Genomic DNA, 26,759 nt, shown 5'->3' with positions numbered 1-26,759 from the left:
GGAAAAGAAATGAATTGAGATTCCTACCCCGTTTTGTCCAGCGCTTCCGTCGATTGCAATGGAAGTTGACCTTATTTTATATTCTCACGACGATGGTTGTGCTCCTCGCGCTCGAAGTGGCGGCCGTGCTGATTATGTTGGGCATCGCCAAATATAATGTCAGAAGGCAGTGCACGGTATGCAGCCGTAAATAACCGCTTCGAAGAAGAGGAGGAGCCGTATTCGTTCCGCAGGAATAGGGGGCCGAGAAGTGCCCCTTCGACTGTTCGCCGTCCTCATGTAAGTATGCGTTATCTGTTATTATTCTGAAGTGAGAGAATAATTTTCAAGGATATCCCAATTTGGGGTCGGGATATTCGCGCTTTGTTTCAAATGATGAAAGGCTTGATTTAGTGCAAACATTTCGTTAGCGGAAACGGCCTTTTCACTCAAAAGGATTCTGCCAACAGGGGTTGCGAGCAATATTCTCAGCCCTAAGTAAAACATCTTCCTATTTTTCCGGGCGAATTGTTTTTGACTTGCAGGTGTAACCGTATATCCGAGTTTTTCTAAAACTTGGTGGCCCTCATCGACTGCATCAATGACATGATGAAGCAGCTTTTTATCTCCTGCGGCTTGGAGCAAGTCGCCATGATAAGAAGAAGCGATTGAATTCAAAGGCAAGATCATAACGATGTGACTTATCAACCATTCATACATATCCTTGATATAGGTTAGTTTATAGCTGGTGTTGCTAAAAGCTTGGTCGATCACCGAGCGCCAGGAAAGATCCTCGCCTAATCCGCCAATGGCCATTTGTCCCTTCGGTCCGCGAACACAAATCATCCGGCCGGTTTCCCTCCATCCGGCACTCACTTGAAAAGCGAAGGCAATCTGTTTCTTAACAGGACTTTCGGCCAATAGATACTCGCGCATCTCATGGGGACTGGCATTATTGCCCACGATAATGACATGCTTACTGTGATTTGCTGCAAGTGCAGGTAGAACCGCCTGAAAATCCGGATATTTCATGACTACAAAAATAAGGTCATAAACATCTTCCGGCTGCAGCTCTCCGATCACATGAACTTTATCAACCGTAGTACGGAGCTGCAAATAATGACGAATAACGTTCCCGTCATTTTGCAGTTCATGGAACCGTTGCCCTCTGGCCAACACCGTAACATGGTTGCCGCCGCGCACCAGGACATGGGCTAAGTAACTCCCCAAGACGCCGGCACCGTAAACTAATATTCTCATACGATAGTCCTCCCGTAACATGTTTTCGATGTTAATACAATGGCAGCTTGCGAATAATTTTTAAATTTAAGCAGTGAATATTTAAAAATTAGCTCAGCACGATTTTATCCCCGCCCCATATGATTGTCAACAAGTTTTTAAATAACGTACCGCTATATTTAAAAATTATTCGAATCATGATATAGTGGATGCAGTTATAGGATTTGGGATGTGAAAAAAGGTAATGAACAAATTTGAATTAAGAACACAGAAAAAGAAGGATGCCATCGTTAACGCAGCTCTGGAGCTGTTTAAAGAAAAAGGCTTTATTCATGTGAGTATAAAAGATATCGCCGCCAAATCGGGCGTATCGTCTGTTTCACTTTATAACTATTTCGGCAGCAAAGAGGGCGTCGTCAAAGAATGTGCGAATTTTCTGGCGCTGAAAACCGTTTGTATGGCCAAGGAACTCATGACCCAAAACATGGATTTTAAAGACAAGCTTCTTAAGGTTTTTGAAATGTGTGCCGAACAAGATTACCAGCTGCTTGGTTCTCCGGGTGCAGTAGAGGATCGCGTGCTGCAAAGCCTGTATAGTGAAAAAACAAATCAGATCAGAGAGGAGATTATACGAGAGTTTATAGAACTTGGGAAAAGGGAGGGAGCTATCGGTCCTTCGGTTTCGCTTGAAACCATATTGGAATTGTTAAATGCGATTGGTACGTTGCAAGTATCCTGGGCAAGAAGCGGGAAGTATCAAGATAAAATGGCCGAACTCAACCAGCTGCTGTTATTTGGCTTAATTGCACATCCATGAATAACGTTGAGGGACTAGACGATCATGCCTTGATCGAAGATAAGATATTCATGGAGGTATATCACGAGGGCAAGAAAATTGCTTTTCATTGTGGCGGAGGAAAAGGAAGAACCGGTACGGTAGCGGCAGGACATTACTTGCTTTGGGGTAAAATGCTTGCAAATTACAAATAAATGATGTATAACTGTTTCATGAGGTGAAGCACCGTGGAAAATGTACGCGAGCTATTTCAAATCATGACTCGTCGTTTTGGTCTTCTTAACAAAAATTGCTGCTCGGCCGGTGGCTGCGACATCTCTTTAATTCAAAGCCACATTCTTTACGAGATCGATCGCCAGCATAAACCTTCCATACAGCAAGTAGCCGAGGCATTAGGTACAGATATAACGACGTTTAGCAGACAAGTTCAATCCCTGATCAAGATGAATTTAGTCAAAAAAACGCCTGATCCGGACGACCGGAGGGTGAGTCTGCTTTCCCTGACGACGGAAGGTAAATATGTTGCGGCGTCGATTGACCAGCAAATGAACGCCTATTTAAACGAAATCTTCTCGCATATGAATGACTTTGAACAAGATACCGTCATTCGCTCGATCAAGCTTTTAAACGAAGCGATGGCGAAATCGGGCCAGTGCTGCCCTACCCCTTGAGGGTAATCTTTTTTCTTAATTACTTGCAAATTGCAATTAATTTGCGTGGGGAATTAGGATGGCGGTTTTTAGATGCAGTTGTGATCGGGGAGGGCAGGCCGGTCTTACTTCCGGATATTGCTTGAAGAAGAACGGGCTTGTTCACCTGGCTGCTGCTGATTCTATAACTAAATTTAGGGAGTGATAATTCATGAATCAAGTAAGCAACGATCAAATTCGCCAAAATGTACGCAGTCGTTATAAGGAAATCGCATTGCAAGAAGTGGAGTCGGGTGCGCGCTGTTCGCCAGCTTCGAGCTGTTGTGGATCGGCGGATGACGTTTCTTCCAAATTAGGCTACTCGTCCGAAGAGTTAACCGCTGTTCCCGACGGGGCAAATCTTGGTCTTGGCTGCGGCAATCCGCAAACCATCGCCGAGCTTAAGCCGGGAGAAGTGGTATTAGATCTCGGCAGCGGCGGCGGTTTCGATTGTTTCCTGGCGTCCCGGCAAGTGGGAGACACCGGCCAAGTCATCGGGGTAGATATGACACCGGAAATGGTAAGTCGCGCCCGTAATAACGCCGTCAAAGGAGGGTTCACGAATACCGGCTTTCGGCTGGGGGAAATCGAGCATTTACCCGTCCCGGATCAAACGGTGGATGTCATCATGTCCAACTGTGTCATCAATCTTTCGCCGGATAAACAGCAAGTGTTTCATGAAGCGTTCCGCGTTCTGCGTTCCGGTGGGCGTCTGGCCATTTCAGATGTTGTAACGACAGCAGAGCTTCCAGTGGAAATCAAAAACGACTTGGATGTTTTATATTCGGGGTGCGTTTCGGGGGCTTCGTCCGTTGACGAGTTGAAAACGATGTTGACGCAAAGCGGATTTAAGGATGTAGTCATCGAGCCGAAAGAGGAATCCAGGGCGTTTATCAAAGATTGGGTTCCCGGGTCGAAGGTAGAGGATTATATTGTCTCTGCCGTTATTAAAGGGGTCAAACCGTAATCGCATATAATACTGACTATTGGTATGAAAAAGCCCTTTTCAGAGCAAGGGCTTTTTCAATTTTTCTACATCTCTACCTTTGGTCAGCCGACACTGGTACCATCACATAAAACAAGCCGGGCGGCGGGGCGCACGAGCCAATGGATAAGCTATGTTTTATTGGGACAACATGCCCGTAATCTCTCCATAATAGGTTAAAGTAAGCTTATGCATAGCCCTTGTACATGCAATATACAGTAAACTTCTGTCATATTCCGACTGATACAGTTCAGAGCTCACGGAAGGAATAATCACTTGGTCGAACTCCAAGCCTTTTGCCATGTGAATGGTCGTAATGGTGATTCCGTTTATGAATTTCACGCTGTTAAAATCGAGTAAATGAACTTCATGCGTCTTGCTTAAGTCATCATATAACTCTTGTGCCTGGCGATTTGTCTTGCAGACAATCCCGAGCGATGTAAAAGGACTATTCTTGAAATCATCAAGAAGTTTACGTATGGACGATATTTCGGAATACAGATCATCACATGCAATAATCTGCGGTTCGTCCCCGTGCCGCTCTATTGGTTCTATGTTTGAATTTTGGATTTTTTGCGCAAATGTAATGATTTCATAGGTTGAGCGATAGCTTTTAGTCAATTCGACCAACTCGACCTTTTCAAAGAGATCCCTAAATGATTTTACCGAGTTAGAATTATACGGATTAACGGCTTGACCGAAATCACCTAAAATTGTTTTTTTGCATTTGTAAAGTTTTTTGATAACAGCATATTGTACAGGAGTATAGTCCTGCATTTCGTCAATGACAACATGCTGAATTCCTTCCAGCCCTTTCATGCCCTCAAAAAATAGTTTGAGATAAATATAGGGGAATACATCTGCGTTCTCTAATTTGTTTTTGCTTTTGAAAACAAACATATCGGGACGGTTGATGAACGTGAAGAAATCCGTATATAAAGCCAAGGTGCTATGCAACTTGAACATGGGAAGGAGCTTCTTTATAACCTCCTTTTTGGAAGGAATCTTACGTTCTAACCATCTTTCTTTTTTTATCTGTTCAACCATATCATCCGCAATTTCTGTAAACCTCTCAGCAATCGGTTGTTTCTTATAGGCATGATATCTCTGCAATATAAAGTCTTTCGAAACGGTGACGTTGCCAAAAGTGCAATCAATGGGCTCAAAGTAATTTTCGTTAACATATTCGAGGTACTTATCGAGTAGCCGTAAAAACTCCAACGAAGATTTGAACCTGATTCTCTCGGCCCATGTTTCATCCTTTCCTTCCAAGAGTTCTTCAATCTGTTCAGCAAACCGCTCAAATTCCAGAACATTTTCAACTGCTCTGAAGCAATATCTTCGAAGCCAATCTCGGCAATTGGCTCTTCCCCCAGTTCCGGCAACACGTTAGAGATATAGTCGGCAAACACTTTATTCGGGGAGATGATGACGATATTTTGGGAGGATAAACGATCTTTGTATTTATACGCGAGATCGATGTTTGATTTGAAAAGATCTCCATAGCGTCCATCCCGGTTTTATTCTCCGAGAGATATTTCATGGATTCCTTATACTCATCGGCATACGCTTTAACTCTCGTATCCAACTCCTGTAGTGTATCCTTCAATCTCCCTAATATCATATCAAGAGGCTTGGTCTCTTCTGGAAAATGTACCGACGTTGGAAAGCCAATCCTGTTGCCGATCAGGGCGGCGGATGGTTGGCCGTGGCAGGTCCAGCTGCTCTCACCCAAGATGCGATACACTTGGTGCTGCTTGGTTCTGAATGCACATTTACGTTTTATGTACATTTACATTTTATTTACTTTAATATATAATCGGATTATGATCCACATTTTAGGAGGGTTCGTTAAATGCTTGACATACAGCAGCTGCAGTTCACGATCCCGGCGCAGTTAAGGGACAAGCTCGGAATCGAGCCAGGTTTTTCAGAATTGGAGTACCAGGAAGCTAATTTCGAGAAAGAAAAAGTTTTTATAAGATTAACTCCCGAAAAACGATTCTCGTTAATAAGCAAGCATCGGGAAGGTGTATATCGTGTATCGCACAAGGGGCAAATTACCGTGCCGAAACATATACTCGTCACTTTAGGAATTAAGGACAAGACAGAGTTGGAAATTGATTTTGATGGGAAGAACTTGTTCCTGGTTCGGGGTTACATGTATCAGTTAAAAGATATTATCCAATCCCAAAGGCCATCGTTTTTTAGTGGGGGCAGCGATGTGTTAACGATTATGCCTCATGAGTACGCGGATGATGGGGAAAGCCCGACAATGCGGGTGGATAATGAAACTTTTCATAAGCTGATACGCCTATATTTAAGACTTAAGGCTAAATATGAGCCCAATAATTCCAATCCGTGGGTAGGGGTTCCGGAGGACGAAGAAAAAGGATTTAAGGATAAAGGAATATCCATTACATACGATAAAAGCACCAAGCCAGAAACATTAACGATCCAGAAGCTTGGCTCTGAGTTTTTGCCAGAACCAATTGCGAGTCTATGGAGAAATCGCGTTTCGTTCACTTTGAGAGACAACACATTAATGTATTTTGACAAGGGTGTGATGCAAACACAACAAGTCCCTGTTAACTCTCAAAAAGTTGCCCAGATATTCCAAAGAAACGGCCGCTCTTTTGGGGACTATATTCATCCGGAAGGCTACCCTTATACAACCGTCGAGTTATATACGAATGACTTGGTGAATATTAAACAAAGCGGTTCCATTATTGTTGAGTATTGTGCGGCTAGTCCTCTCTTCGGCAAACGTACTCATTAGATCGTAAAAACAGCTGATGTGCCTTTTTGTTGCCAGGCGCGCATCAGCTGTTTTTTTTGAGAATCAGCGGCATACAGACGTTTAATCAAATCATGGCGTTTGGATATTTTTGCCAAATGTCGGCCCGGCAAGGGCCGCAAATCGTCAGGCTCATGGTTATGTGTTCGTTGTACCTTACTTGGGGCGCCACGCATAAACTGTAAAACCGCGATTGTTTTGGGATTTGGCAAAGGGAAGGACAACAGCTGCCTATGGTAACCATCGTCGATGTGAAGAAGGACGATCAGGCGTTTCTGTATGAATTGTACCGCAGGACGAGAATCGAAGAAGTATCTGCCTGGGGCTGGGAAGATAGGGAGCTCGACGCGTTTCTGCGCATGCAGTTCGACCTCCGGCAGCGATCCTATGGGCTCCAATACCCTCAGGCTCAACATGCGGTTCTTTTGCACAACGGGGTGAGGGTAGGAGGGGTCATCCTGCAGGAGTCGCCTCAAGACATTCGTTTGATTGATTTGTCCCTTCTGCCGGAATACAGGAATGGCGGGATCGGGACGGCTGTCTTGAAGCGGCTGCAGGAAAAGGCTGCGGCTCACGGGAAATCCGTACGGCTCCATGTGATGCGTTCCAATCCAGCCGTAGCTTTATACGAGCGTCTGGGCTTTCGTTTGTCGGAGGGAGACGAACTTTACGCAGCCATGGAGTGGGGCGGGAATTGACGAATACTAGGAGGAATTCAAGTGGCAGATCCATTTCTGGGCGAAATCCGGTTATTCGCTTTTAACTTTGCACCGGTAGGATGGGCGTTTTGCGACGGTCAATTGCTGTCTATCAATCAAAACCAACCCTTGTTTTCCCTGTTAGGAACCACGTATGGGGGGAACGGGACCACCAACTTTGCACTTCCGGACTTGAGAGGCAGAGTAGCGATCCATCGGTCGGCCAGCTTCGCGATGGGCCAGACGGGAGGCGAGATAACACATACCCTGACGATTCCCGAGCTGCCGAGCCATACGCATCAAGCGATAGGGAGCTCCGATGCTGCGAACAGCGTCCTTCCTGACAATGGCACATGGGCGCTCGCCGATAGCCTGACGTATAACCAGTCGGCAAATTCGCCGATGAGCCCGGCCGCCATCAGCGCTGTCGGCGGCAATCAGGCGCACAATAATATGCAGCCTTTTCTTGTGCTTAATTATTGCATAGCCTTAGTCGGCATCTTCCCGCCCCGTCCTTGAATCCGGCATCGGTACAAATAGGCTCCTTTCTAGTCAGTAGACCACTTCTTGTCTGCTTTTGGCGCATACACTGGTCAAATAGCGGGAGGAGGGATGGTCGTGTCGGGATGCAAAAGTAAAGCCGTGGGCCGAAGAAAAGTCGTGCATCGAGGGAAATGCCCGGACAAAGCGAAGAAAAAGGGCTTGAAATGCAAAAGATTCAAATTAAAAATGATCAGGAAGCGATGCTTCTTGGAACGTCGGGTTCTGCGAGGACCGATAGGAGCCAGAGGGCCCGCAGGCGAGCAAGGGCTTCAAGGTCTACAAGGACCGCAGGGACCGCAAGGGCCACAGGGGCCGCAAGGAGCACAAGGAGCACAGGGGGCGCAAGGAGTACAGGGACTACAAGGACCTGTGGGGCCTGTTGGCCCGCAGGGAGCCGGTGGCGCGCTTGGCGTTTATGGGGACGGCTCGGCGGGTGAGCTCATCGTCGTCAGCGGACAGGTGCTGGATTTAAGCACCCCCGGAGGTCTTGCCGGATTGCCTGCCGGACTGAACCTGCAGTTCTCCAGAATCGAGATTGCAGGCTCTCTGATCGTTCCAAGCGGTATTGTGCTGCAATCTACGGGCGATATTACCATTACAGGTACAGTAAATGTCCTGCCGGGCTCCGCAGACTCGGGTAACGGCTCCCCGAATCCGGGCGTATCGGTTGCAGAGGCAGGGCCGTATAACGGTGGGATCGGACTTACTACACTCCAGGCTTCACAGGTAGTTCCGAAGGCTGCGGCCGGAGGCGCGGGAAGCCGGGTGCTGCTGGGCGGCGGTGGCGAGGGCGGCGGCGGTCTGGTCCTTCTTGCCAAGGGACAGGTTCTAATCGCCGGCGGGGCTGTTGTGGCAGCAAACGGCAGCAGCGGCACGAACCCTCAGCTTGCCGGAAGAGGCATTGTCGGAAGCGGTGGAGGCGCAGGAGGGGTCATTGTCATCGTTGCCAAAGGCGGGCTGACCATCGCGGGGACGGTCACTGCAAACGGCGGCAACGGAGCAGACGGCTGGAATGGAAACGGCGGAGATGGCGAAGGTGGCGGCGGAGGAGGCAGCGGCGGGATTATCCGCCTGATTTCCTCAAGCTCGCCCAATCTTACGGGCACACTGCAAGTTAATAGCGGCACCGGTGGAGTTAACGCGCCTGGGGTTACCGGCATCATTGCTGTTGGCGGCGGCGCTTGCGGCGGAAACGGCGGCAATGGCGGAGGAACCCCCGTTGCCGGACAGCCTGCGGTAGCGTCTCAACCGGGGCAGGGCGGTCAACTGGTGCAAACGATAACGCCCGAACCCGAAAATCTGTTTATTGTTCTATAATAAAAAATATTAAGAAAATCTTTATCTTTACCTTACTTCTTGTTAAACGTTATTCCTTATCCTAACAGGATGAAATGGTTAGGAGGAAACGGAGATGAAGAAGTGGTTTTTTTTGCTTGCCATTCTTTTGCCGCTGGGGTGTGAAGCCATTCAACAGGAACCGCAAGCCGCAAACGAGGATTATAGCAAGTCGGGCGGCCAAGCTCAGGAGGCGGCTCCTCAGAAGCAGGCTTCAACGAAGACTCAAACAAAGGCTAAAACCATAAAAGTAACCAAAAACCAGATTTACCAAGGGAATCTGCTGCTGGTCAACAAGAAGTATCCGGTGCATGAAGAGGGCGTTACGGCCGATGTGGTCAACCTGTTTCAGCATAAGGAGCTGGTCAAGGGATACGGGCTGCTGGATAAAACAATCCGGTTGTCGCAAGGCGTGGCGCAAAAATTTCAAACGATGGTCGATGCCGCTGCCAAAGAAGGGGTGCGTCATTTTATGATCAGCAGCGGTTACCGGGATAACAAAGAGCAAGGCCGGCTGTATAAAAGCATGGGCGCCGATTATGCACTCCCTGCGGGCCATAGCGAGCATAACTTAGGCTTATCCCTTGATATCGGATCGACTCAAACGGAGATGAACCGCGCTCCGGAAGGAAAATGGCTGCAAAAAAACGCCTGGGCTTACGGATTTATTTTGCGCTATCCGAAGGACAAGACGGAGATTACGGGCATTCAATACGAGCCGTGGCATTTTCGTTATGTCGGCTTGCCGCATAGTGCGATCATGCAGGAGAAAAACTTTACATTGGAGCAATATTTGGATTTCCTGAAGGAGCGGAAGACGGTTTCGACGACGGTTGAGGGGCAGGCCTACGAGGTCTCGTATTATCCCGTCTCCGGGAATACGACGGTTCCGGTGCCGGCCGGACGCCGCTATGAAATATCGGGAAACAATATGGACGGCGTCATTGTGACTTTGCTTCCTTGACCGGAAGTTCTGGTACAATGGAAAGGTTAACTCTACGCGGAGGATGGATACCATGAAGCGGATCACGATTTTGGTCGCGGACGACGAGACGGCCATTGCCGATTTGATCGGATTGCACTTAGCCAAAGAGGGCTACCATGTGATTAAAGCATCGGATGGGCAGGAAGCGATTCAGGCTGTTCAGACGCATCCGATCGATCTGGCGATTTTAGATATTATGATGCCCAAAGTGGACGGCTACGAAGTGACCCGGCAAATCCGGGAAACGAATCATATGCCGATCATTTTCTTGAGCGCCAAAACGTCCGACCTGGACAAAATCGCAGGCTTGGTGAGGGGAGCGGACGATTATATGACCAAGCCGTTCAACCCGATGGAGCTGATTGCCCGCGTAAACGCTCAGCTGCGGCGCTCCAGACTGCTCAGCCAATCGTCGCCGGAGAACAAGCCCGTGCTGGAAACGGGAGGCTTGGCCATTTATCCCGATCAGCGCACGGTTACCTTATATGGCGAACCCGTCGAGCTGACGCCTAAAGAGTTCGATATCCTGTATCTGCTGGCCAGCTATCCGAAGAAAGTGTTCAGCGCGGAAAATATTTTTCAACAGGTGTGGGGCGAAGATTACTATGAAGGCGGCAATACGGTGATGGTGCACATCCGGAAGCTGAGGAAAAAATTACAGGAGGATGAGCGTAAACATAAGCTGATTAAAACGGTATGGGGGGTGGGATATACATTCAATGGTTAGCATGGTGCGCACCTTCCGGTCCAAAATGATCGTGCTGCTCGGTTTAAGCATGCTGTTTTCGGGCCTCATTACGTATTTGCTTTATAAAATTCTTCAGTTTTATTACCGTACTTACGTTAAATTTGAAGATCCGCTGGCTTACGTTCGCTTGTTTATCAATATTGTCGGAGATATTAACTTCTTCCTGCTTTTTTTCATCCCGTTAGCGACCTTGTTTTTCTTTATCCTCACCAAGCCCTACGCCACCTATTTTAATGAAATTTCCAACGGTATCCATCATCTGGCGAGCGGCGATTTTAAGCATCGCGTCTATATTTCCTCCCGCGACGAGTTCGAGGATATCGCGACAGATATCAATCTGGCGAGCGAAAAGCTGCAGCAGGCCGTGGAAAGAGGGGACTTTGCGGAAAGCAGCAAGGATCAGCTGGTTCTCAATTTAGCGCATGATTTGCGTACGCCCTTGACCTCGGTGATCGGTTATTTGGATTTTATTCTGAAGGACGAGCAGCTGACCAAGGAGCAGGTCAGACAGTATGCGGATATTGCCTTTCAAAAATCGCAGCGTCTGGAGAAGCTTGTGGACGAGCTGTTCGAAATTACGAGAATGAACTACGGTATGCTTGCCTTTGAAAAACAAACCATCGATCTCAGCGAGCTGCTGTTCCAGTTGAACGAAGAGCTGTACCCAGCCTTTGAGAAGCAGCAATTGACGGCCCGATTGCAGGTGGCTCCCGGTTTGTCGGTATCGGGCGACGGAGACCTGCTGGCGCGCGTCTTCGAGAATTTGCTGACCAATGCCATCCGTTACGGAAAAGACGGCCGGTTCGTGGACATGAACGCTTATTCCGAAGCGGGAGCAGTCGTGGTTCAAGTGATCAATTACGGAGTCCCGATTTCGCCGGATGAGCTGCCGCACATCTTCGATATGTTTTATACCGGCGACAAGGCGCGCACGTATCAGGAGGGAAGCACGGGTCTCGGCCTGTACATCACGAAGAATATTGTAATGCAGCATGACGGAACGGTAACCGCCCAAAGCAGCGCGAGCCAAACCATCTTTGAAGTGCGTCTGCCGCAAACAAATTAAGAAAAATTTTAAGATTACCCTACTTCTTTTTAAACAGTTTTTCCTATCCTATGGTTGAATGCAGGACAGGACAGCACTGGGATGAAGAAGCAGGTTTTTTTTGTTATCACGCACAGAAAGCGGGAGTGATCCGATGAACAACAGGAAAGCTGCCATGCGGCTTGGCCGTGACGGTCAGACGACGATTGCCGATTCATGCTGAAGCCAGGAATGAAACGATGGACCCGGAGCGATGCGGCGGCGGCTCTGCTGTTTCTGGCACCCAGCGTCGCAGGCTTCGCGCTGTTCTACCTCATTCCGTTTGCTGCGGGGGTGTACGACTCCTTCCTGGATCGCCCGGTCGGGGGCCGGTTCGTGGGGCTGGCGAATTACGTCGAGCTGCTTGCGGGCGGCTCCTTTCGGAAAGCGGCATCCAATACGTTCTATTTTACCGCGGTCAGCGTGCCGCTCATTGTAGGGCTGTCTTTAGGGCTGGCGCTGCTGCTGAACCGGAAGATGTACATACGCAATATGCTGAGAACGGCTTACGTGCTGCCGCTTGTCGTCCCCGTCGCCTCGGTTGTTCTCATCTGGCAGATGCTGTTCGACTGGAACGGTTCGCTGAACGCGTGGCTCGGATATTTCGGGCTCGAACGTGTGGATTGGATGAAGACGGAGGCGGCCCGGCATGTGGTCATGGTCATTTATTTATGGAAAAACGTCGGCTACAACATGATTTTATTTCTGGCCGGGCTTCAGCAGATTCCGAACGATTACTACGAAACCGCCCGGATGGAAGGCGCCGGACGACTCAGACAGTTCGGCAGCATTACGCTCGTCTATTTAACGCCGACGATGTTTTTCGTCGTCATCATGGCCATCACAGGCTCGTTCAAAATATTCCGGGAGACGTATTTGATCGCGGGCGATTATCCGCACGACAGCATCTATACGCTGCAGCACTACATGAATAATATGTTCATGACGCTCGAGCTGCAGAAATTGACTGCGGCGGCGGCATTGATGGCGGGCTGCATTCTGCTTGTGGTTTTCGCGTTGTTTGCGCTGGAGCGCCGTTTCCGGCAGTTTATGGAATAGCGGGAGGAGAGTCGGCTGCGAAGTTCAAGAGCTTGGCAAAAAGGAGCGTTAGCGGCCGTCATGGCCGTCATCGCGGCGGTGCTGCTACTGCCCATCGTGATTACTTTCACAAATTCGCTGATGACCGAACAGGAAATCGGCATCAATTACGGGCTGATCGGGAAGATGAACGAAGCTGCCGCAGGGAATGCGAACCGGTTTGTGAATTTAAAGCTGCTGCCGGATCTGGCGTCGCTGGAGCAGTATGCGAGCGTGCTGGTCCTCGATTCAAGCTTTCTGAGGATGTTCTGGAATTCCGTCTTCCTGGTGGTGCCGATCATTGCGGGACAGACCTTCGTCAGCGCGCTGGCAGCCTATGCCTTCGCCAAGCTGCGTTTTCGGGGCCGGGACGTGCTGTTTCTCGTCTATGTGCTGACGATGCTTATGCCGTTCCAAGTGACGCTGGTGCCCAACTATATGGTGGCTGACAAGCTGGGGCTGCTGAACAGTCCGTCTGCGGTCATATGGCCCGGCGTTTTCGCGGCATTCGGCGTATTCATGCTCAGGCAGTTCGCGCTGCATATTCCGTTCTCCTATATCGAAGCGGCCAAGATGGACGGGGCCGGGCACGTGCGGATTTTCAGCGAGATCATTGTCCCGATGCTCAAGCCGGGTCTGGGGGCACTCGTCGTTCTGCTGTTCGCGGATTATTGGAACATGGTGGAGCAGCCGCTTATTTTTCTGGACGATCCGTTCATGCAGCCGCTGTCGGTTTATTTATCGAAAGTGCACGAAGGCGAACGGGGGATTGCTTTCGCTGCGTCCATGCTCTATATGACGCCGATGGTGCTGCTGTTTTTGTATGCGGAAACTTACTTCATCGAAGGCATCGAGCTGTCCGGCATCAAGGGGTAGCTTGTACGGTTAGGAGGCGGAGGACGTGGAAATGGGACCGAACGAAGAGCCCTTAGAACGTAGTCGCAAAAGAAAGCTTCGCGCGGTGTTCGGCGGCTTTATCGCGCTGCTTGTGCTGTTCACCTTATTCGGCAATACGCTGCAGTCGCTGACCTTGCCGAAGGTCAGAACGGAGAAGCCGACGCACGAGAGCTTTGTCTATACGCTTGAAGGAAGCGGAAACCTGAAGCCGATCGCGGAGGCCAAGCTAACGAATCCTGGCGGCTGGAAGGTCAAAGCGGTTCACGTGAAGGAAGGGGACCGGGTGACGAAGGGGCAGGCGCTTGTCACCTATGACAGCTCGTCCGCCGAGCGGGAATTGCAGGATGAAAAGGCGCAATGGGAAAAGATGCAAATCGAGCTGCAAAATACCCAGGACCGCTTCATCGTATCGGCACAGGAAGGGGACGAGATGAAGAAGCGGAGCGTTAGCCGCGATCTGGAGAAGCAAAAAATCGATTTGGGCATCCAGGAACGGAAAATCAAGCAATTGAACGACCGTCTGGCCAGCCAAAAACAAATTTCCGCCCCGTTCGACGGGATGGTTACGAAATTGAATGCCGTCGTGGGTCTGGCTTCTGCGGGAGAGCCGGATCTTGTGATCGCGAACGAAAGCCGGGGTTACCGGTTCGAGTTTATCGCCGATGCGCCGCTGTTGACCAGTCTGGGCGTGTCGTTGGAGGACAAGGTGCAGGTCGAAGTTCAGGCCATAGCGGATCAGCAGCCGACCATGCTGGAAGGCGCCATTCTGGAATTGGCGGATGCCGAGCCGCGCATGGCGAGCCCGTCCGATCAAGCGGCCAATCCGACCGCTGCGATCGCCCGCAAAGTGGTGCGCGTGAAGGTGGCGGGCTCCGAGCTGAAAGGAGGTGAGCAGGCACGGGTTAAACTCACGAAGCGCTCGCAGCAGGAGGGGCTGTTGATTTCGAACAAAGCCGTTCATGAGGACCGCGAAGGCAGGTTTTTCTATAAAGTGGAAGAACGGAAAGGCGCCTTGGGCAATGTCTTTATTGTCCGCAAGGTCCAAATTCGTGCCATGGAAACGAATGACAAAGTAACGATGGTTCCGCGGGACAGCGTGTACGAGAACGATCTGATCATTCTGGAAAGCAGCGAGCCCTTGCAGGAGGGCAACCGGGTGCGGCTGCAGTAGCCGCGCACGAATACAATCATTCGATAGAAGAGAGGAATCTACGATGAAAAAGCGACTGGGGCTTGGATTCACCTGCGTGATTCTCGCCGCGGCAACCGCATGCCAGGCTGGAAACGGCGGAGAGACGACGGCGGGTAAGGAGCAGCCGAAATCGAAAGAGGGAAAGAAGGTCGTGACCTTATCTCTAAAAGAGTCGAACCCGTACTACGAGGCGGTTGCGAAGAAATTCAAGGAGAAGTATCCCGACATCGACCTGCAAATCCAGAGCTTCAAGCAGCCGGGCGAAGAGCGTGTCGATAACGAGAAATATATAAAAACGACGAACACGGCGCTGCTATCGGGAAAAGGCGCGGATATTATCGAAGTGACCGGCTTGCCCGTCGGTAAATATGTGAGTCAAAAGCTTCTCCTGAACATGAGCGATATGCTGGACAAGGACAAAACGGTGACTAAAAGCGACTTGCAGATGAACGTTTTGGACGCGATGAAATGGAACGGCGGCTTGTATACGATGCCTGCCAGTTTCTTCTTGCGGGCATTCGTAGGGGACGGGGACGCTCTGCAGAAGGCGAACGTGAAGGTCGACGACAAAAGCTGGAATTGGAAGAAATTTGAAGAGATAGCCCGAAAGCTGGTGCAGCAGACAGCGAGCGGCAAGGACCGCCGCTATGCCTTGGGGGGTGAGCAGCCGGAAGTCATCCTGCAGGAATGGGTGATGGACAGCTACGGAGAATTGATCGACCGCACGACCCGGAAAGCCAGCTTCGACTCCCCGGCGTTCACGGACCTGCTGCGGCAAGTTAAAAAGCTGTATGACGACAAAATCATGACGGCTCAACCGACGGATAACGAAAGGCCGCTGTTCTACTCTGAGCGGATCTTCTCGCCGGCCGATTTTATTAAGGGCCCCTATACGAAACTCTCCAATCCGAAGCTGCTGCAAAAGCCGCACCCGGAAGGAAAAACCGGCGGAATCCGGATCATTACCACCTCGGAGCTTGCGATACAAGCCAAATCCGAGGTCCAAGAGGAAGCATGGAAGTTTATGGCCTTCTTGCTATCCGAAGAAGTGCAGTCGTCACCCTACGAGGACAGATTTTCCCTCCTGAAATCGGTGAACGAGAAGAAGCTGGACGAGCTTCAGAAGCAGACGAAAGACGGAGCGTATAAGCTTGCGGATGGAAAAACGGCGAAGGTGTCGGAGGAGGATTTTGCCCGATTCAAGCAGTTCCTTCATACGGCCGATCGTTATGCGGACGAGGACGTTAAAGTGCTGAACATCATCTATGACGAGGCCGAAGCGTTCTTCAGCGGCCAGAAGTCTGCGGAGGAAGTCGCGAAGCTGATCCAGAACCGGACGACAACCTACTTGAACGAATAAGGAAACAGCACGGCGGGAAGAGCAGAACGTATGCCGCAACCGTAACGATGGCAGCCGCAGCAGCGGCAAAAAGCCGCTCCGCGTAATATAATGGATCAAGATGCGGAAAAGGAAGGACGGTATCTTTTGAGAAAATATATTATAGCTTCGATCGTCTGCGTATTCGTAGTGATTACCGTTGCGGCTTACGGGGCAAGCTCCTCTCTGGACTTTCTGACGTCCGAGAAATTCGTCATCAACGGGGAAGATAAAAAGTTGTCCGTGATCAACTATAACGGACATGTCTATGTCCCGCTGCGCTTCGTGGCGGAACAGATGGCTGCGGACGTTTATTACCGAGAGGACAGGCGGACAACTTATATTCAGCAATACAGCGTCAAATTTGACGAACGGACCTTGGCGCCCGTTCCCTCCGTTGCCTATGAGAAGAAAACCGACAGCGGAATCGTCTGGATGCAGGAGATTCCATTGCTTGATGGCATCTCTTGTTGGTTGGATTGTTTCAAGCGGCCCGGCACGGCATCCAAAATTCTCGAACAAGCCGAGTACCCTCCGGTGGCCGTGAAGCCGGAATCGGATATTGTCATTACATACCCGAAGGGCATGGTGCCCGAGGTACTGGAGGTTTTCATGGAAACCGAATCGGTCGCCGGAAAAAAAGAGGGTAGGGCTGTGCCCTTGGACGGGAATCGGCTGCACTTACCCCAAAAAACCGGACTCTACAATATCTTGATATCCTCCGCTTGGGAGCAAGGCCAAACGTTATATATTTTTGCAATCGATGTGAAATAGAAGAAGGGTATGCGGGCTTCCGGTCGCTGATGGCGACCGGAGGCCTTTTTATTTTTTGGGCGATGCGCTCTTCAGAGCACCCGGTAACCTGTATATACAACTGTGAAAAATCATATTGACCGCCTTGTTAACATGGAATATAATAGCCGTATCTTGTATATACAGGTTTGAATAATGGTTGAGATTGGTCCGGTTGGATCATAACGCCATAACACCACTTCTTGCTATAAAGGATGATTGTTGTGGAGCTGCGCCATAAGCTTGAAAGCGACTGGTGGAAGAAAAGCGTTGTGTATCAGATTTATCCGAAAAGCTTTATGGACTCCGACGGAGACGGGATCGGGGATCTTCAAGGAATCATACAAAAGCTGGACTATTTGGCGGATTTGGGGGTGGACGTCTTATGGTTGACGCCGATTTACGAATCGCCGCAAAAAGATAACGGTTACGACATCAGCAACTACTACGCGATCGACGAAAGATACGGCAGCTTGGAGCAATTCGACCTCCTGATCCGGGAAGCGCGCAAACGAAACCTTAAGATCATCATGGATATCGTTGTCAATCATACGTCAACCGAGCATGAATGGTTTAAGCGCTCGCGGCAATCCGTCGATAACGAATATCGGGATTACTATATTTGGAAAGCCCCGAAGGAAGGCCGGGAGCCGAACAACTGGGAGTCCAAATTCGGCGGTCCCGCATGGAAATATGACGAGAAGACGCAGCAATATTACTTGCATTTATACGATCAGACGCAAGCGGATCTCAATTGGGAGAATCCGGCGGTCCGAAAGAATGTTTGCGATATCATGCATTTCTGGCTTCAGCGGGGCGTACAGGGCTTCAGGCTCGACGTCATTAACGTCATTTCCAAAGATCAGGATTTTCCCGACGATGAGATTGGGGACGGGAGAAGGTTTTATACCGACGGCCCCCGGGTTCACGAGTATATGCGGGAGCTGAACCGGGAAGTCTTCTCCAAGTACGATATGATGACCGTCGGCGAGATGTCGTCTACGACGATCGACCATTGTATCCGGTATACCCGTCCCGAGCGGCAGGAATTAAATATGGTATTTAACTTCCACCATCTCAAGGTGGATTACCCTGGAGGCAACAAGTGGGAGCTGGGCGAGTTCGACCTGCCCCGGCTGAAGAAAATTTTGTCCGACTGGCAGGTGGAAATGCATCGAGGCGGGGGCTGGAACGCCTTGTTCTGGTGCAACCACGATCAGCCGAGAATCGTCAGCCGCTACGGCTGCGACGGGCGTTACCTTAAGGAATCTGCGAAAATGCTTGCGACTACCATCCACATGATGCAAGGAACGCCTTACATTTATCAGGGGGAAGAGATCGGCATGGCTGATCCTGGCTTCGATCGCATTGACGATTACCGGGACGTCGAAACCTTGAACATGTACAGGATGATGAGGGAGCAGGGAAAAAGCGAGCAAGAGGCCATGGAGATTATCCGCAGAAGATCGCGCGATAACTCGAGAACGCCGATGCAGTGGGATTCGAGCGCGAATGCGGGCTTTACGACCGGATGTCCGTGGATTCCAGTCGCTCCGGGCAGCAGCCAGATCAATGTGGAGGCTTCGCTTCGGGACCCTGATTCGGTATGGTTCCACTATAAACAGCTGGTTTCGTTAAGAAAGCAATTCGATATCGTTACCTATGGCAGCTATGAGCCGATCCTGATGGAGCACCCGGAACTTTTCGCTTATCTGAGAAAATACAATAATGAAACCTTGCTGGTGATCAGCAACTTTACGGACAAGCAGCCGGTCTTCGAGTGGACGGAAGCTGCGTGGAGCGGGGCATCATGGCGGATCTTGCTGTCGAACTACAAGGATTCCAAGGCGCTGCCCGGCAAGATGCAGCTTAGGCCGTACGAGTCGATAATTTATTATGGTTGGTGATGAATTTGGAAAACAAGTACCTGTCCATTTACCACGATCTGGTCAATAAAATCGAAAACAACGACATCAAGGCCAACGACATGCTGCCTTCCGAAAACGAGCTTGTGACGGCTTACGAAACCTCCAGAGAGACTGTGAGGAAAGCGCTTAATTTGCTGTCGCAGAACGGCTATATTCAGAAGATCAAAGGCAAAGGCTCCATCGTGCTGGAAACGAAGCGGTTTAATTTCCCGATTTCCGGTCTGGTCAGCTTTAAGGAGCTGGCGCAAAAAATGGGCCGGGAGCCCAAGACCATCGTCGAAGAGCTGACGGTGATCAAGCCGGATCTTTTTCTGACGACCCATCTGGATACCGATGAGGATGACGAGATCTGGAAAGTGATGCGGGTAAGGCAGATCGGCAGCGAGAGAATTATTTTGGACAAAGACTTTTTCAAGAAGAAATACGTCACCGATTTAACCATCAAAATATGCGAGGACTCCATCTATGAGTATATTGAGCATGGGCTGGGCTTGAAAATCGGATACGCGAAAAAGGTCATTTCCGTACAAGAAGCTACCGAAGAAGACCGTAGCTATTTGGATCTCGGCGCCTACAATATGGTCGTTGTGGTGGAGAATTACGTTTGTTTGAACGATACGACGTTATTCCAATATACGGAGTCCCGACACAGGCCGGATAAATTCAAGTTTGTCGACTTTGCGAGAAGAATACACAACACGTAAAAACGGTGAAGCGGGTGATTCGCACGATGCTGCAATCCTTGAAAAAGTACAGGCTGGAGCTTATTTTTATTTTGCCTATGACCCTTTATATTTTCGGCTTTACGCTTCTGCCGATCTTCAAGACGATCATGCTGGGCTTTCAGGACAATCTGACGGGAGAATGGACGCTGAAGGTGTATGAGTCCGTCTTTCAAAAGCCCGACTTCCTCCGGGCCATTGTGAACACGGTCGGGGTGACGATCATCGGCTTAAGCATTCAAATGAGCTTAGGCTTGTTAGTAGCCATGGTTCTCAAACAAACGTTCAAAGGCAAGGGGCTGATCCGGTCGCTCGTCCTGATGCCCATGGGCATTCCGACGCTCGTATCGGGAGTCACCTTGCTGTATGTGTTCGGAACGCAAGGCTATTTGAACGAGCTGCTCTACAGGCTTGGGCTCGTCACCGTACCGGTCAATTGGACAAGCGGAAGCATTCGCAGCTTATTCGTCATTGCTTTTGCCGATACGTGGAAGGTGCTGCCTGTTGTGGTGCTTCTGCTGTTGGCAGGCCTCGAATCGATTTCGAAAGAGGTGTACGAAGCCGGCGGCATGGACGGAGCGACGAAATGGCAAATCTTCAGGCACGTCACGCTGCCGATCTTAAAGCCGACCATTACGATGACCGTGCTGCTGCGGGCGATCGACCAATTCCGGATTTTCGAGCTCCCTCAAATTTTAGTTGGGAAAGCGGTTCCATTTCTTGCCACCTATGCCTATGAGGAGTACGCCTACAACAATTTAAGCGCGTCGGGAGCGGCTTCCACGATCCTGCTGATCCTCATCGTCTTGTTCGTCGCGGTCTATCTGAAATATGTCGACAAAGGGGAGGGGTTCGGCCATGGCCGCTAAGGGATTGTCCAGATTGGGGCTGTATCTCGTCGTTCTGTTGATCAGTCTTGTCATGGTTGCGCCCGTGTACATCCTGGTCAAAATATCGTTCAGCAACCCGCAGGAAGTGCTGACCCAGCACCCGACCTTTCTGATCCATGAAGTGACATTCAAGCATTGGAAGCAGGTTTTTGAGTCCGGCAATTTATGGCCCCCGTTGCAGAAAAGCTTTACCGTTGCCACGTTGACCATGCTCGTTTCGCTTGCGATCGTCGTGCCTGCCTCTTATGCCATTTCCCGCTTGGGCAAGAAGGCGAAGTATGCTTATATGCTGTCGCTTTTTTTCACCAAAATGTTTCCGGTTGTCGGCATCGCGCTTCCCATATCGGTTATTTTTCTGAAATGGGACTTGCTTGATACGAGCTTGGGGCTTGTGCTGGCGCATTTGATCGGGCAGCTTCCGTTTATGGCCTGGATTCTCGTAGCCAATTTCGAGGCGATTCCGGTTGATCTGGAGGAAGCGGCCGCGATCGACGGGGCAACGCGGATGCAGACGCTAATCCAGGTCATCCTGCCTGTGTCCATGCAGGGGATTGCCGTTTCGGCCATGTACGTATGGCTGAACTCGTGGAACGAATTCACTTATGCGCTGTATTTGTCCCTGTCCACCAAGACTATGCCTTTGCAAATTTACTACTACGTCGAGCGGGGCGGTTTTTTCCAGCAGGCGGCTTATGCCACGATTCTGGCGATACCGGTTATTATCATTACCTTCGTGCTTCAGAGATACTTGAAATCGGATTATCTGGGGGGCGCCGTAAAAGGCTGACGCTTTCCTTGGATAACATAAAAGCCAATACCATCTGGGGGGAATTTCAACATGAATGGGTCTGTGAAAAAGCTATTGACGGTAGGTTTGGTTTCAACGATGACGGCAGGTGTGATTGCGGGGTGCGCCGACAAAGAAGGCAAGGAGAAGGGTGCGGCCGCGCCGGCCGAAGCGAAAACGCTGCGGGTGACGATGGCGTTAAGCGAAGAAGAATGGTCTGTCATGCGCAGCGATGTTCTCCCCAAGTTTGAAAAAGAGAATAACGCGAAGGTGGAAGCGATTCAGGTCGAAGCGAAGGACGTCGTGAAGAAGCTGGAGGCGATGAAGCTGGCCGGAAAGGCCGAGATCGATCTCATTGCGCAGGATGTCAACAATACGGCGGCGCTCGTGTCGAAGGGCTTGGTCGAAGACCTGAGCTCTTATAAAGCCCGAATTCCGCAGGAAGCGATCGGAAAGCTGGTGGAAGCCGGGGAATTCGAAGGCAAAACGTATTTCATGCCGTACCGGCCGAATGTGGAAATTAACTATTACAACGAAAATAAATTCAAGCAGTACGGATTGCAGCCCCCGAAAACCTGGGAGGAGCTGTTGAACGTCGCCAAGACGCTGAAGGAAAAGGAAGGCATCGGCCGGCTGGCCTTGAAAATCAAGCTTTCGGGCGATGTCATCGAGATCGTCGAATTTATCCGGCAAGCCGGCGGCGATCCGCTGGTACTGAATGATGAGGGAACGATCAAGGCCTTTACGTTCCTGCAGCAGCTCTGGCCTTATTTATCCGAAGATACGCTGAAAGCCAGCTTCAGCGCGACGAACGGATTTTTGGCGAAGGAATCGGTGTATTATGCCCCGAACTGGCCGTTTGGCGTGAATGTGATTGTGAAGGACGGCGGGAAGAAAGAAATTAAAGCGTATTCCGGCTACAGCGGGCCGAAAGGCGCCGTCAAAACATTGGGCGGAGAAGTCATCGGTATTCCGGCAGGCTCTCCGAATAAGGAATTGGCCGTGAAGTTCATGGAATATCTGATGTCCAAAGAGGTTCAGGAGCTGCTGATTTCCAAGCTCGGCTGGCCGTCGTTCCGAAGCGACGTCTATGGGGTGGTGGAGGATTGGCAAAAACCGTATTTCGATGCGGCTCAAGAAGGCTTGAAAGTAGCCCAGCCTCTATCCAACGTTCCTTATTGGGCTGAGGTGAACAAAGCGATCAACGGGGCGCTCAGCGAAGTCGTGATGGATAAGAAAGATGTGAAAGAAACGTTGAACAAATACGCGGCCTTGATTCAAAAAGCGAAAGCGGACTACGAGAAAAAATAACGTCAGGGGGGAGTTTCCCCCCTTTCTGGCTGCTGGGAAAGTGGGCTTTTACGAAAATAGAGATGCATACGGAGGTGGGGTATCCACTGGAGAAGCGATAGCGGCCGCCTTTGTCCTCGGGAAATGTCCGCTACTAAGCGGCTTCCAATCAAATTTCCCGAGGACAACAGCGGTCGGAAGTGGATACCCCGCCCCCTCGTAACCTCTATTTCCTCAATTGCCCACTTTCCCAACAAGCTCTAGGGGGGAGCTTCCCCCCTTATTTTAATGTAGCGGCAAGGGGGCGGAAAGATTGGACGTTTATGACTCCATGGTTAAGATGGCGATCGCGCTGCTGCTCGGTTTATTGATCGGCTTGGATCGTCAACTCAAGCATAAGCCGCTTGGGATGAAGACAAGTATGGTCATTTCCGTAGCGAGCTGTTTGATCACTCTTGTTTCGATCAAGTCGGTACAACAATATTCGATCCCCGGACACACGAATATGGATCCGATGCGCCTGGCCGCCCAAATCGTCAGCGGGGTCGGCTTTATTGGCGCCGGGGTTATCCTTAGACGCAGCAACGACGTGATCTCGGGTCTCACGACCGCCGCGATGGTCTGGGCCGCATCCGCACTTGGCATTGCGACGGGAGCCGGCTACTATCTCGAAGCGGGGTGCGCAGCAATCCTCATCATTACAGCTATTAATTTTGTTCCTGCGCTATTCAAGCTGTTAGGTCCGAGCAAGCTGAGCGAGCGCGATTTGTCGATCAACATCGTGGTTCGGGAAAATGACGAAATGACCAAGCTGATCGACGAAATCGAACAAAATTCGATGAAGGTCAAGCATATCAAGATTAAGGATTTAAGCGACGGCAAGCGTCAAATGCAGATCGTCGTATCCGCTTCGTCCAAGATGCGTACGACAACGGTCTATTATACGTTAAAGAAGATGCGGCACATCTTTGCCGTGGAGGTAGAAACCATTACCGCATAGCCTAATTAACGCATCCGGCCTTAATACACTTCGTAGCACTGGCCGGTCTGCTTGCCTTCGATGCTCTTCTGATACGCAGCGGCCGCTTTGCTGGCGGGAACGGGCACGAACCCGGCGAAATAATCGGCATAATCGTTCCACGATTCTTCCAGCACATTCGGACTGACGGTGTTAATCCGGATGCCCCGCGGCATTTCAATCGCAGCCGACTTGACGAAGGCCCGGATGGCGCCGTTGGCCATAGCGGCAGAGGCTCCTTGCGGGATAGGGTCGTCCATCAAAATGCCTGATACCAGCGTAAAGCTGCCGCCGTCATTTACATAATCCAATCCCAGCAGAACGATATTGATCTGGCCTTTGAGCTTGCCGTCGATGGCCACCTGATTATCGTCCGGGGTCATAGCGGTTAAAGGAAGAAACTTGGCGCTTCCTGCCGTGACAACGACCGCATCGACTTTTCCTACCGCTTCGTACATCGCCGCGATGCTCTCCGTTGATGTCATATCTACGGTCACATCGCCGCCGCTCCGCGCCGCTTTTATAATCTCGTGCTTATCCTTCAATCTGTCGACGACAGCTTTGCCGAGCGTTCCCGTTGCGCCAACAACTAATATTCTCATCAGGTAACCGCCTTTCAAATCGTATTGACACCGATTTTACCACGGCCTTGTTTCCGGTTCAATGAATGCTTCGGATGATCAAAAAAAGCAGCCGTACCCCGATGCCGGGGAACGGCTGCTTCGCGCGCTTAAGTCGGCGAGACGAATTTGGTTCCAATCTGTCTTAATACGATCGCCACATCTTCGCGGGTAAATTGACCGTCTCCGTTCAAGTCATTGTGCCCATACGGCGAGTTCAAATAAGCCAGAACCTCGCGGATGCCAATCCCGTCATGGTCGGTATCGAGATCGGCCAGTCTGCGCAGCATTTGCTGCATGGCGTCTCCGTAGACAGCCTTGAGGTTTACGGCCGCGTTCGTCTCCCCGCTAAAGCTGCTTACGGCGCCGGCCTGGATACGGAATTCCAGCTCATCCCCCGGCTGCAGCGGGCCGCTTGCGGTGAAGCCTGCTTCAGCGGCTCCCGGCGTGTAGATGACATCGGTTACCGACAGCGCGGCGTTGCGGCTCATATTGGTGACGCTGAAGTAGGTCGCATCCGCGACGGACCGCAGCGGCTCGGAAAAGGTCAGCCGCACGTTCATCCCGTCCATGACCAGCTTCGTCAGCACCGGCGTTCCGGCTTGAGACACGCGAATGGTGTACAACCGGGTTGTCGTCCCGTCCTGCGCGGTCACCAGCACTTCGATGACATTGGGTACGCCGGAAATCAAGGGCAGCGACGGACTGTTCATGCCGCTCTGAACGGGAACGTAGCTGCCGCCGTTGATTCGGACTTGAATCGCAGCACCCCGGCTGCTGTCCGGCAAAACGGGCTTCACCGTGAGCGATGAGACGGACCGGCTTACCGTTAAGGAATAGTCGGTCACCTGGCTGGAAAAGTCAAGGTGTCCCGGCGAAACAGATAAGCCGTACAAGCTGGCGCCGCTATTCTTCAATCTCGTTACCGTGAGTGTGTATATCTTTTCCTCGGACGGGTCCTCGGCCAATACCTTGATCTCCAGCGTATTGCTGCCCACGGTCAGAGGCAGGATAGCCGGGGAGCCGCTCGCCGCGGGCTTGTAGCTTCCTCCGTTGGCGCGAACGTAGACGGAGGCGTTCGCATCGGATAACGCGGGCGTTACGGCCAAGCTGGACGTAGCGTACGGGACGTTCGCCATCGTATAGGCCAGCCTGTCGTACGCGAACGGTTCGTTCAGGGTTCCCGGGGCCACGTCCAGCCCGCTTAACCACGCGTTGTTGCTTTGCCGCTTCACGGTCATCGTATAGGTCGTCGCTGCCGTTCCGTCTTCCGCGGTCACTTTGACTTGGATGCGGTTGCCTCCGACGTTCAGGGCAATCGGCTGGCTGGGCAAGCCGCTGCTAACCGTGATGAAGTCTCCTTCGTTAACGCGGAGCTGCACGGTCGCCGCGGAATCGGCCGCCGTCGGCGTGACCGTCATTTCTCGGGTCGCATAGCCGACATCCGCCAGAACATATCCCAGAAGATCCGGTTGAAAAGGCGGACTTAACGTGCTCCCGGATACGCTTAAGGCGCTCAGCTGCGAATTCGTGCCAGGTTCGGCCCGCATGACCGTTATCGTATACGTTTTATTGGCTGTTCCATCATACGATGTCGTATGTACGGTGATCGTATTGCTCCCGACGTTCAAAGGAATGGGGCCGAATGCGGTTCCGTCGGCTGCCAACGTTCCATTAACGACGAAGGTGGCGGCGCGGTCGTCGAGCATCCCGGTGAGCGACAGGCTGCTGGTCGTGTAAGGGACGCTTGCCGTATAACTCGTCCTTGAAGGCTGGAATGCCGGATTTAACGCCACCCCGCTTATACGCAAGTCGCTCAAATCCGCATCGTTCGTCGCCGGAAAATACACATGGATCGTGTACGTCTTCACCGTTGACGAATCGGCTGAGGTGACTTTGATTTGAAACGTATTCTCTCCCCGGTTCGTCGCGATATAGCCGGTTGACGTATTTTCGGGCAGCGTGATCCAGGCGCTTCCGTTCATCGCGTACGCCATCGTCGCCCCGGCATTCGCAGGGATGGCGGCCGTGTAGAAGCCTTGTTCCGAGCTGCGCATCTTCAGCCAATATTCCGTCACGGACGGTGAAAAAGCGGGCGTAAGCGCGCCTGCGCCCTGATGAATACTCGTCAGATCGGCATTTGCATCGCTAGCCGCCGCCCGCGCATGCCAGGGAAATACAACAATAAACATCATGGCTGTGAAAATGATCATCAAAAGCTTTGCGATTCGCACAAAACGTCCTCCTTCATGATGATAACCGCCATGGTAAAAAAAGGTATGGCGTTCTT

At 50.9% G+C, this 26,759-nt stretch carries 26 protein-coding genes; 22 read left to right on the top strand and 4 right to left on the bottom strand.

All coding sequences use genetic code 11. The features are described from left to right. Positions 1–300: 300 nt before the first annotated feature. The gene (locus tag PEH01S_RS01830) at positions 301–1,239 is read right to left on the bottom strand and encodes a ketopantoate reductase family protein (protein WP_127483734.1); all 939 of its coding nucleotides are present in this window, start codon (positions 1,237–1,239) and stop codon (positions 301–303) included. A 223-nt stretch (positions 1,240–1,462) separates the two neighbouring features. Here PEH01S_RS01830 and PEH01S_RS01825 point away from each other — a divergent pair, with 223 nt between their 5' ends. The 4 genes from PEH01S_RS01825 (at position 1,463) to PEH01S_RS01810 (ending at position 3,670) form a co-directional block, all read left to right on the top strand. Continuing rightward, positions 1,463–2,035, top strand: coding sequence for a TetR/AcrR family transcriptional regulator (locus tag PEH01S_RS01825; RefSeq protein ID WP_127483733.1), 573 nt, complete (start codon positions 1,463–1,465; stop codon positions 2,033–2,035). Then, entirely contained in the window at positions 2,032–2,208 is a 177-nt protein-coding gene (locus tag PEH01S_RS36070) for a phosphatase domain-containing protein (RefSeq protein WP_407669405.1), read from the top strand. Before PEH01S_RS01825 ends, PEH01S_RS36070 begins: the two co-directional genes overlap by 4 nt. A 33-nt stretch (positions 2,209–2,241) precedes the next feature. Next, on the top strand, positions 2,242–2,685 hold the full coding sequence (locus tag PEH01S_RS01815) for a MarR family winged helix-turn-helix transcriptional regulator (RefSeq protein WP_127483732.1): 444 nt from the start codon (positions 2,242–2,244) through the stop codon (positions 2,683–2,685). Between the two features lie 190 nt (positions 2,686–2,875). Next, on the top strand, positions 2,876–3,670 hold the full coding sequence (locus PEH01S_RS01810; RefSeq protein ID WP_127483731.1) for an arsenite methyltransferase: 795 nt from the start codon (positions 2,876–2,878) through the stop codon (positions 3,668–3,670). Positions 3,671–3,826: 156 nt separating this feature from the next. On the opposite strand, the gene PEH01S_RS01805 is transcribed toward PEH01S_RS01810, so the two are convergent. Then, the gene (locus tag PEH01S_RS01805; protein WP_127483730.1) at positions 3,827–4,909 is read right to left on the bottom strand and encodes a 3'-5' exonuclease; all 1,083 of its coding nucleotides are present in this window, start codon (positions 4,907–4,909) and stop codon (positions 3,827–3,829) included. 634 nt (positions 4,910–5,543) lie between these two features. Between PEH01S_RS01805 and PEH01S_RS01800 the strand changes: the two genes are divergently transcribed. The 18 genes from PEH01S_RS01800 (at position 5,544) to PEH01S_RS01715 (ending at position 23,831) form a co-directional block, all read left to right on the top strand. Further along, entirely contained in the window at positions 5,544–6,467 is a 924-nt protein-coding gene (locus PEH01S_RS01800; RefSeq protein WP_127483729.1) for an AbrB/MazE/SpoVT family DNA-binding domain-containing protein, read from the top strand. 251 nt (positions 6,468–6,718) lie between these two features. Continuing rightward, a complete protein-coding gene (locus PEH01S_RS01795; protein WP_127483728.1) occupies positions 6,719–7,183 on the top strand; it encodes a GNAT family N-acetyltransferase in 465 nt (154 codons plus the stop codon). A gap of 21 nt (positions 7,184–7,204) precedes the next feature. Beyond that, the gene (locus PEH01S_RS01790) at positions 7,205–7,702 is read left to right on the top strand and encodes a phage tail protein (protein ID WP_025846712.1); all 498 of its coding nucleotides are present in this window, start codon (positions 7,205–7,207) and stop codon (positions 7,700–7,702) included. A gap of 393 nt (positions 7,703–8,095) precedes the next feature. Next, positions 8,096–9,043 carry a hypothetical protein gene (locus PEH01S_RS35755; RefSeq protein WP_218032691.1) on the top strand — a complete coding sequence of 316 codons (948 nt, stop codon included), beginning with the start codon at positions 8,096–8,098 and terminating at the stop codon, positions 9,041–9,043. A gap of 94 nt (positions 9,044–9,137) precedes the next feature. Beyond that, positions 9,138–10,025, top strand: coding sequence for a VanY-A/VanY-F/VanY-M family D-Ala-D-Ala carboxypeptidase (vanY, locus tag PEH01S_RS01780; RefSeq protein WP_127483727.1), 888 nt, complete (start codon positions 9,138–9,140; stop codon positions 10,023–10,025). Between the two features lie 52 nt (positions 10,026–10,077). After that, positions 10,078–10,773 (top strand): response regulator transcription factor, encoded by a 696-nt coding sequence (locus tag PEH01S_RS01775; RefSeq protein WP_025846706.1) that lies wholly within the window; start codon positions 10,078–10,080, stop codon positions 10,771–10,773. Continuing rightward, on the top strand, positions 10,766–11,860 hold the full coding sequence (locus tag PEH01S_RS01770) for a sensor histidine kinase (protein WP_025846703.1): 1,095 nt from the start codon (positions 10,766–10,768) through the stop codon (positions 11,858–11,860). The genes PEH01S_RS01775 and PEH01S_RS01770 overlap by 8 nt, the downstream gene beginning before the upstream one ends. 210 nt (positions 11,861–12,070) lie before the next feature. Further along, positions 12,071–12,937 (top strand): carbohydrate ABC transporter permease, encoded by an 867-nt coding sequence (locus tag PEH01S_RS01765; protein WP_127483808.1) that lies wholly within the window; start codon positions 12,071–12,073, stop codon positions 12,935–12,937. Between the two features lie 60 nt (positions 12,938–12,997). Beyond that, complete coding sequence (locus PEH01S_RS01760) at positions 12,998–13,831, top strand: carbohydrate ABC transporter permease (protein WP_127483726.1); 834 nt, start codon at positions 12,998–13,000, stop codon at positions 13,829–13,831. A 31-nt stretch (positions 13,832–13,862) separates the two neighbouring features. Further along, on the top strand, positions 13,863–15,023 hold the full coding sequence (locus PEH01S_RS01755; protein ID WP_127483807.1) for an efflux RND transporter periplasmic adaptor subunit: 1,161 nt from the start codon (positions 13,863–13,865) through the stop codon (positions 15,021–15,023). A 43-nt stretch (positions 15,024–15,066) separates the two neighbouring features. Then, positions 15,067–16,404 carry an ABC transporter substrate-binding protein gene (locus PEH01S_RS01750; RefSeq protein WP_127483725.1) on the top strand — a complete coding sequence of 446 codons (1,338 nt, stop codon included), beginning with the start codon at positions 15,067–15,069 and terminating at the stop codon, positions 16,402–16,404. A gap of 126 nt (positions 16,405–16,530) precedes the next feature. After that, a complete protein-coding gene (locus PEH01S_RS01745; RefSeq protein ID WP_246062757.1) occupies positions 16,531–17,196 on the top strand; it encodes a stalk domain-containing protein in 666 nt (221 codons plus the stop codon). Positions 17,197–17,438: 242 nt separating this feature from the next. After that, positions 17,439–19,121 carry an alpha,alpha-phosphotrehalase gene (gene treC, locus PEH01S_RS01740; RefSeq protein ID WP_281281414.1) on the top strand — a complete coding sequence of 561 codons (1,683 nt, stop codon included), beginning with the start codon at positions 17,439–17,441 and terminating at the stop codon, positions 19,119–19,121. 5 nt (positions 19,122–19,126) lie between these two features. Beyond that, on the top strand, positions 19,127–19,846 hold the full coding sequence (treR, locus tag PEH01S_RS01735) for a trehalose operon repressor (protein WP_025846687.1): 720 nt from the start codon (positions 19,127–19,129) through the stop codon (positions 19,844–19,846). A gap of 26 nt (positions 19,847–19,872) precedes the next feature. Continuing rightward, positions 19,873–20,733, top strand: coding sequence for a carbohydrate ABC transporter permease (locus tag PEH01S_RS01730; protein WP_127483722.1), 861 nt, complete (start codon positions 19,873–19,875; stop codon positions 20,731–20,733). Beyond that, positions 20,723–21,541: a carbohydrate ABC transporter permease gene (locus tag PEH01S_RS01725; RefSeq protein ID WP_127483721.1), complete on the top strand. Its 819-nt coding sequence runs from the start codon at positions 20,723–20,725 to the stop codon at positions 21,539–21,541. Before PEH01S_RS01730 ends, PEH01S_RS01725 begins: the two co-directional genes overlap by 11 nt. A 51-nt stretch (positions 21,542–21,592) precedes the next feature. Beyond that, the gene (locus PEH01S_RS01720; RefSeq protein ID WP_127483720.1) at positions 21,593–22,852 is read left to right on the top strand and encodes a sugar ABC transporter substrate-binding protein; all 1,260 of its coding nucleotides are present in this window, start codon (positions 21,593–21,595) and stop codon (positions 22,850–22,852) included. 310 nt (positions 22,853–23,162) lie between these two features. Continuing rightward, complete coding sequence (locus PEH01S_RS01715; RefSeq protein WP_036712938.1) at positions 23,163–23,831, top strand: MgtC/SapB family protein; 669 nt, start codon at positions 23,163–23,165, stop codon at positions 23,829–23,831. A gap of 20 nt (positions 23,832–23,851) precedes the next feature. Here PEH01S_RS01715 and PEH01S_RS01710 read toward each other — a convergent pair whose 3' ends face one another. Both PEH01S_RS01710 and PEH01S_RS01705 read right to left on the bottom strand, forming a co-directional pair. After that, a complete protein-coding gene (locus PEH01S_RS01710; RefSeq protein ID WP_025846678.1) occupies positions 23,852–24,451 on the bottom strand; it encodes a short chain dehydrogenase in 600 nt (199 codons plus the stop codon). 128 nt (positions 24,452–24,579) lie between these two features. Continuing rightward, a complete protein-coding gene (locus tag PEH01S_RS01705; protein WP_127483719.1) occupies positions 24,580–26,703 on the bottom strand; it encodes a cadherin-like beta sandwich domain-containing protein in 2,124 nt (707 codons plus the stop codon). Between the last annotated feature and the right edge of the window lie 56 nt (positions 26,704–26,759).

It is taken from the genome of Paenibacillus ehimensis NBRC 15659 (genome assembly GCF_004000785.1).
Classification (GTDB): Bacteria; Bacillota; Bacilli; order Paenibacillales; family NBRC-103111; genus Paenibacillus_G; species Paenibacillus_G ehimensis.
Note: the sequence above shows the minus strand (reverse complement) of the source record. Positions and strands in the feature narration are given on the sequence as shown.

Excerpts from the sequence above, each read along its gene's own strand:
- PEH01S_RS01765 (WP_127483808.1), top strand. The coding sequence starts at position 12,071 with ATGAAACGATGGACCCGGAGCGATGCGGCGGCGGCTCTGCTGTTTCTG.
- PEH01S_RS01770 (WP_025846703.1), top strand. The coding sequence starts at position 10,766 with ATGGTTAGCATGGTGCGCACCTTCCGGTCCAAAATGATCGTGCTGCTC.
- PEH01S_RS01825 (WP_127483733.1), top strand. The coding sequence starts at position 1,463 with ATGAACAAATTTGAATTAAGAACACAGAAAAAGAAGGATGCCATCGTT.
- PEH01S_RS01810 (WP_127483731.1), top strand. The coding sequence starts at position 2,876 with ATGAATCAAGTAAGCAACGATCAAATTCGCCAAAATGTACGCAGTCGT.
- PEH01S_RS36070 (WP_407669405.1), top strand. The coding sequence starts at position 2,032 with ATGAATAACGTTGAGGGACTAGACGATCATGCCTTGATCGAAGATAAG.
- PEH01S_RS01730 (WP_127483722.1), top strand. The coding sequence starts at position 19,873 with ATGCTGCAATCCTTGAAAAAGTACAGGCTGGAGCTTATTTTTATTTTG.
- PEH01S_RS01760 (WP_127483726.1), top strand. The coding sequence starts at position 12,998 with ATGGCCGTCATCGCGGCGGTGCTGCTACTGCCCATCGTGATTACTTTC.
- vanY (WP_127483727.1), top strand. The coding sequence starts at position 9,138 with ATGAAGAAGTGGTTTTTTTTGCTTGCCATTCTTTTGCCGCTGGGGTGT.
- PEH01S_RS01720 (WP_127483720.1), top strand. The coding sequence starts at position 21,593 with ATGAATGGGTCTGTGAAAAAGCTATTGACGGTAGGTTTGGTTTCAACG.
- PEH01S_RS01800 (WP_127483729.1), top strand. The coding sequence starts at position 5,544 with ATGCTTGACATACAGCAGCTGCAGTTCACGATCCCGGCGCAGTTAAGG.
- PEH01S_RS01710 (WP_025846678.1), bottom strand. The coding sequence starts at position 24,451 with ATGAGAATATTAGTTGTTGGCGCAACGGGAACGCTCGGCAAAGCTGTC.
- PEH01S_RS01775 (WP_025846706.1), top strand. The coding sequence starts at position 10,078 with ATGAAGCGGATCACGATTTTGGTCGCGGACGACGAGACGGCCATTGCC.
- PEH01S_RS01725 (WP_127483721.1), top strand. The coding sequence starts at position 20,723 with ATGGCCGCTAAGGGATTGTCCAGATTGGGGCTGTATCTCGTCGTTCTG.
- PEH01S_RS01795 (WP_127483728.1), top strand. The coding sequence starts at position 6,719 with ATGGTAACCATCGTCGATGTGAAGAAGGACGATCAGGCGTTTCTGTAT.
- PEH01S_RS01715 (WP_036712938.1), top strand. The coding sequence starts at position 23,163 with ATGGTTAAGATGGCGATCGCGCTGCTGCTCGGTTTATTGATCGGCTTG.
- PEH01S_RS01750 (WP_127483725.1), top strand. The coding sequence starts at position 15,067 with ATGAAAAAGCGACTGGGGCTTGGATTCACCTGCGTGATTCTCGCCGCG.
- PEH01S_RS01830 (WP_127483734.1), bottom strand. The coding sequence starts at position 1,239 with ATGAGAATATTAGTTTACGGTGCCGGCGTCTTGGGGAGTTACTTAGCC.
- PEH01S_RS01755 (WP_127483807.1), top strand. The coding sequence starts at position 13,863 with ATGGGACCGAACGAAGAGCCCTTAGAACGTAGTCGCAAAAGAAAGCTT.